Source organism: Microcoleus sp. Pol14D4 (assembly GCF_036701245.1).
Classification (GTDB): Bacteria; Cyanobacteriota; Cyanobacteriia; order Cyanobacteriales; family Microcoleaceae; genus Microcoleus.
The window spans coordinates 1-6,014 of sequence record NZ_JAUBQM010000146.1; the positions used below are offsets into that span (position 1 = coordinate 1).

Sequence of the window (6,014 nt, forward strand, 5' to 3'; positions counted from 1 at the left end):
ATACCACCTATCTGGAGTGCATACCTATCGCTGACATCATTGGCGATACCGCAATGCAGTTGCGGTGAGCAGTTACGATATGGAAAAGGAAATAACTCAATTAGAATCTTTCATTAAAAGTGATATCGATGCAAGAGAACTGAAACGAGCAATAGCTGTAAGGATGGCTGTCGAAGGCAAGTTCTACCATGAGATTAGCAAAATTCTCGGTGTAAGTGAATTTTTTGTTGGTCATTGGAAAAAACAATTTAAAACCAAAGGCATCGAAGGAATCAAGCTAGGGCATAAAGGGTCAAAAGGGTATTTAACAGCTCTACAAAAGACTGAAGTAATTGAGTGGCTAAAGAATAAAGAATATTGGAATTTAGATGAGCTGGTTACTTATGTAGAGCGAGAGTTTGGTGTGATCTATAAATCAAAACAGAGTTACTATGAACTTTTCGAGCGGGCGAAAATTAGTTGGAAAAAAACTCAAAAAATCAATCCTAAATTTGATGAAGAACTGGTAAAAAAAAGACGGAAGAAATTAACAATATTTTATTCAAAAACAAGGCTGGCATAGAATCTGGGCAAATAATAGTATTATTTATAGATGAATGTCATCTACTTCATGGCGATCTAACTGGTTATGTGTGGGGTCAATCAAAAATCAGAATTGAAGTCCCAATTACCAATGAAAAAGATAGACAAACTTATTTTGGCGCACTCAATTATCAAAGCAAAGAATTCCATGTTCAGAGCCATCCATCTGGGGATGGAAAATCAACAGTTAAATTTATAAAATACTTACAAGATAAATATAAAAATCGCAAGATTATCTTGATTTGGGATGGAGCCAGTTATCATAAATATGGCGAATTTAGAGATTTTTTATGAGAAGTAAATGGTGACAAAGAGCCTGATGAGTGGTCAATTACTTGTATTTTATTTGCTCCCAATGCTCCCCAACAAAATCCCGTTGAAGATATTTGGTTACAGGCTAAAAACTTTTTAAGAAAGTATTGGTATTTATGTATGTCTTTTAAGATTGTCAAATTTTTGGAGAGAATTTTTTACTAACGAACATAAATTTGATTTCCCCAAAATACATAAATATAATTGCACGGAAAAAATTAATTAGGATTGCTCTAGGTCTAGAAAATCATTTAGGATTGCTATAGCTTCTTTTTGTGTCACAGCCAAAGGAAATTCGCCATCATAAACGAAGCGCTCTCTCAGGAATATCTAACAAGTCCAAATTGTCGAATTAAATTTGTTGGTGCTCCGCTTAATGTTTCTGATTTTACCCTAAAGTTGCGGCGGTTCGTAAAACATGAAGGTACAGATAAATTAGCAGCAAATGGAATGTTTTAAACCACGCATCCTAACTATTATTGTATCTAGATTTGACTCAACTTTACATCTCTGGCGGCAGCTTGCGATCTAACACTTTCAAGACCGGAGTCGGGGCCGCCTCCACCGCCTCGCTACCGCCTCGATTTCAGGTGTCTGCAACAACTAACATCGCTCCACTTCTCCTTACAACCAAGCCTGAGAGCAAATGCTCTCAGGCTTTTCTAGCGGGATTTTTAACTGCTTGTTGGATTGGGCGCGCTAACTCAAGCAGAGGATTTGGTTTCTTCAGCTACTTGTTCATTGTTGGGCAACTCCAGGCAATAACCAGCCCCATATACGGTTTTGATGTACCTAGGATGGCGGGGATCGGGTTCCATCTTGGTTCTCAAGTGTCTGATGTGTACACGAATAGTCTCGATGTCGTCGTCGGGGTCGTAACCCCACACTTCTTTGAGAATTTCGCTGGGAGAAACTGTCTGACCGTGGCGCTGAAGCAAGCAGTGCAGCAACTCAAACTCTAGGTGGGTCAGTTTGACTGTCTGATCGTACCAAACAGCTTCAAACCTTTCGGGGACAAGGGTCAGCGGGCCGTAATTCAGGATTTCGGAGTGTTTGGCAGCTTGGGGGATGCGGTCTGTGCGCCTTAGTAGAGCTCGCACTCGGGCTAGCATCTCTTCTAGTTCAAATGGTTTGGTCAGGTAGTCGTCGGCGCCGGAGTTGAAGCCTTCTACTTTGTCTTGAGTTTGACTTAAGGCTGTCAACATCAAGACGGGAATGTCTGAGGTGCGCTCGTCACGCCGCAAACGCTGACATACGGTGAACCCGTCTACTCTAGGCAGCATGAGGTCTAGCATGATCAGGTCGGGGAGCAGTTGTATGGCTAGTGCCTGACCTTTGATGCCGTCTTCTGCCTGGGTGACTTCGTAGCCAGCCATTTCTAGGTTGACGGCTACAAGTTCGGCGATCGCCGCGTCATCATCAATAACAAGTATCCGGGGCATCATTATTTATCTCACCGCTAACCGAATGGCAGAGCCTACAGCCTTCTGGGGGTTCCAGGTAACTTTAACGAACAATTTTTTAATTTTAAGCTTCATTAAGGATTATAAGGTTCATTAAGAACTTTGCGGGCTGTGTAAATATTCTTGTACTAATTATAAGCCCTAGGAGCGCATATCACAAAACTGTTCGCCAAAAATCTTGCTGGGGGCCGATTTTTTACGGGCAAGAACAGCCTCAACTTGTGGAGGGTGCGCCTGCGACTTGACAGAATCCCCTAACGGTAGCCCGCGTCTTGCAGAACCCAGTTAACCATTAACTGTTACCTGTTAATTTTTTGAACAGGTTAATTTTTATTAAAAAACTTTAGTGTTTTTTGAGGGGTAGTGCTTACTTCTTTCGGGTGTTGACGCTACATTTAAATAATATCAATATAAGTATTGATAAAAAAACAAAATATATTCTATTGTTTAATAGAATCCGATAAAGGTCAAATAATCAATCCCGTCACCTAAAAATTTTAAGCCGATTTTTTTGCAGGTGGGGCTGATTTTCTAATCTGCCTGGAATCAGCAAAACAACCGCTTGCATACCTACTGAGGGCGAGTTTGCGATCGAGCTGGCTGAGTATTTTTGCTTGGTATAGTCGCCTTAGAGCCTAATTTTTGGAAATAAAGACCCCCGATGGTGGCTAAGAATATTGTGTAAGCCGCCGCTTGGACGAGATAAAGTCGATCTCTGTATCCAAATAGTGCTTTGAGAACGACTCCCGGAAATTCCCGATCGGGCAAAGTTTCCGCTGCATTCCACACCATCGGGCCTAAAATACAAGAGTGGAGTGGTGCGAGGCGATCGTAATAAACACAAATCGCTGCATACTTGCTATTCATCTGGGACAAAATCCCAGCGGCTTGGTCAAAATGTTTGAGTGCAGATACTGCCAAACCTGCTACGATTAACAGCAACAAAATCCCCATAAACTTGAAAAACAGGCGGATATCAATTTTGACACCCCACTTGAACAGTAGCGCGCCAATGATTGCTGCCCCAGTCAAACCGCCCAAAGCTCCCAAAGCGGGACTCAAACCTTGTTGAAACTGAGCACTGACAAATATAACTGTTTCAAAACCTTCGCGCAGTACCGCAATAAAAATTAAGCCAAATACGCCCCAGCCGGCATTGCTATTTTCTGTCAAAGCTGCTGTAACTGCTCCTTCAACTTCTGCTTTGAGAAAGCGCGCTTGCTGAGTCATCCAAATTAGCATCCAGCTTAGCATTGCGATCGCCACAATTCCCAACACGCCCTCTAATAGCTGTTTAATTACTGGTGCGTAAGGCTGCTCGGAGGTTGATAATACTGCCAGCAACCCATTGAATAGAGCACCGACAAAACCGCTAGCAGCAATGCCGGCTGCGACACCTGCATAAACCCAAGAATTGAGGTGACTTTGCTCGGCTTTTTTGAGGCAAGCTAGTACAATTCCGACGACTAAGGCGGCTTCTACGCCTTCGCGCAGGGTAATTACAAAAGTCGGTAGCGCTTCACTAAAATTCATTTTTTATAATCATGGGGCATGGGGGAGAGGGCATGAGCATGGGGCCTTGGTCATTGGTCATTGGAAATAACAAATCACCAATAACCAATAACCAATGATTAAATCAACTATAATCGCGCAGCATTTTTTTCAATTCTACTTGGTGCAATTCTTCTTGTCCAATTAGATTGCGGGCATATTCTTCCAAATAAACGCTGGAGTCAGTCACAACTTCAAGTAAAGATTTATACTTTTTAAGCGCTTTTTTCTCGTGATTTAAACTTTCTTCCAATAAGTCTTTCACCGAGTGTTTGTAGCTTTCTTCGATAGGAGCAATTTTCTGACTGGGATGCCCCTCTAAACCTGTGAGAATTTCTCCTGCTTGTTGGGCGTGGAGTAGGGATTCCGTTGCTTGTGCTTTAAAAAACTGCACGATGGGAATCCGGTTTGGCCCTGTCACCATTAGTGAATAGTGGGTATAGCGCACGACACCTGCAAGTTCCCATTCCATGATGGTGCATAGCAGTTCCTGGGTTTTTTTCTCGTCAAGTTCTTTCATTTGTTGTTTTAGAAGTAGCAGGCCTTAGAGGGCGCTGTTTATAATACCACATTTAAGTTAAAAATGAAAAGTAAGGTGCTGATGGCGCACCTTACCGGAGAGATGTTGTATGTGAGTTACGGGTTAACTTCTAAGGTTCCAGTAGGAGCAAACACTACAGTAAACTTAAAGAATGCTGCTGCACTGTTACCGCTGCTAGTTTTGGAAGATTTCAGCAGATTTGGTAAAAGAGTTTCTTGGGTGTAATCCTTGGCTGGTTGATTGAGAGGCTCGAAATTGCCGATCGCCCCATCTTGACTTGTACTGACTCGATACACTAAATTTTGATTGAACGTAGGGCTAGTTTGCCAACTTCGATCGATGCGATCGTAGAGTTTTAGAGCTAACTGATCTATTTTTACGCGATCCGTAATTTCTGCTGTCTGATTTGTTCCATCTACCGCCTAAACTTTCGGCTGGGCTGCTGATACAGGTACAGCTTGGACAGTCTTATCTGTAGGGTTACTGGCCATAGCCATTTCTGTAGGCGTATTAGTGAAATATACAACGTCTGGAGACTTGTCAGGTAAATTTTTTTGGCTGTCAACAAGTAAACTGAAATTATTTGCAGCCGGAAGCGCACTGTTACGGGCAATAGCTGGCTGAGCCACCCCTTTAGCAACAGTATTAGCGGGATTTGGCTGCTCGATTGTCAAAGACTTGAGGTGAAAACCGCGAAACTGTTCTTTTTGGCTAATGTGCCACATTGCGATGGGAAAAGTCATAAATAAAAGAGTCAAAGCTCCGACGCTAACCCAAACAATTTGGTGCATCTCCCTGGAGTTTCCCAAAAAGCTAATGTACCCATGTGTGGCAAGATTTTATCGGCAACCTGCCGCAAGGGAAAAGTTAAATGTCCCGTATAAACAATTACCACTAATGCCAACACTGCACCCATGCCGTGAATGGTTCCCATCTACCGCTGCCAAGGGATCGGATGCAGTAGGTTAACTAAAGGTAAAAACAGAAATAAACCAGCGGATAAAAAGCTCAGTCCGTAGACAGAAACTTGACCGATATCTAACTGTTTGGGAAATTCAGATGGAACTAAATCGGTAGTTGAGTCTTGGGTTGAGTGCTGCACCACGGCCAAACATCCTGTAGGTTGTGCGGAAAATTACTTGAGAATAAGCGCATTAGTATTTTGAGTTTCTTGATAATGCAGCTCGTGCGGTTGTCGATCGCACATTGGCGCGATCGACAACCGCAAACATACTACTAACTATATTAATTAGCAATAATTCAGGCTTTTTAGTTTCTAGAGCAATACTTTGGCTTTAACTAGCTATCGGGCAATTTAGCTGCTATCGTCAACAGATTAATACAAATTATTCTGAAGAGTCGCAAATAAAATTAATTATGGATTTTCAGTTTTTTCTTTATATTTTTTTTTATTATTGCTTGAGCTTGATGGTAAATACATTTTGCAGTTAAATCTGTAAACAAACATTGATAATTTTTATAAAAAAGCCTGGGGGGGTGACAACCCGCCCCAAACCCATAGTTAGTAAGGATTGAGCCAACTTGTGGTAAAAAAAGATAGGCAG

General features: G+C 42.0%; 7 protein-coding genes and 1 pseudogene. 1 reads left to right on the forward strand and 7 read right to left on the reverse strand.

Features of this window, described 5'->3' with window-relative positions; all coding sequences use genetic code 11:
- Positions 1 to 79 precede the first annotated feature (79 nt).
- Positions 80 to 1,120 (forward strand): annotated as a pseudogene (locus QUA33_RS28370) (IS630 family transposase).
- A 478-nt stretch (positions 1,121 to 1,598) separates the two neighbouring features.
- On the opposite strand, the gene QUA33_RS27180 reads toward QUA33_RS28370, so the two are convergent.
- The 7 genes from QUA33_RS27180 to QUA33_RS27210 form a co-directional block, all read right to left on the reverse strand.
- A complete protein-coding gene (locus QUA33_RS27180; protein ID WP_333072153.1) occupies positions 1,599 to 2,336 on the reverse strand; it encodes a response regulator transcription factor in 738 nt (245 codons plus the stop codon).
- A gap of 591 nt (positions 2,337 to 2,927) precedes the next feature.
- Positions 2,928 to 3,890, reverse strand: a complete 963-nt coding sequence (locus tag QUA33_RS27185; RefSeq protein WP_333152749.1) for an FTR1 family protein — start codon at positions 3,888 to 3,890, stop codon at positions 2,928 to 2,930.
- Between the two features lie 103 nt (positions 3,891 to 3,993).
- A complete protein-coding gene (locus QUA33_RS27190; RefSeq protein ID WP_333152751.1) occupies positions 3,994 to 4,428 on the reverse strand; it encodes a ferritin-like domain-containing protein in 435 nt (144 codons plus the stop codon).
- Positions 4,429 to 4,544: 116 nt separating this feature from the next.
- A complete protein-coding gene (locus tag QUA33_RS27195) occupies positions 4,545 to 4,745 on the reverse strand; it encodes a hypothetical protein (protein WP_333152753.1) in 201 nt (66 codons plus the stop codon).
- A gap of 126 nt (positions 4,746 to 4,871) precedes the next feature.
- Entirely contained in the window at positions 4,872 to 5,240 is a 369-nt protein-coding gene (locus QUA33_RS27200; protein ID WP_333152755.1) for a hypothetical protein, read from the reverse strand.
- Entirely contained in the window at positions 5,204 to 5,383 is a 180-nt protein-coding gene (locus QUA33_RS27205; RefSeq protein ID WP_333152756.1) for a hypothetical protein, read from the reverse strand. The genes QUA33_RS27200 and QUA33_RS27205 overlap by 37 nt, the downstream gene beginning before the upstream one ends.
- Positions 5,384 to 5,820: 437 nt before the next feature.
- On the reverse strand, positions 5,821 to 6,014 hold a 194-nt coding region (locus QUA33_RS27210; RefSeq protein ID WP_333152759.1), incomplete at its 5' end, for a hypothetical protein.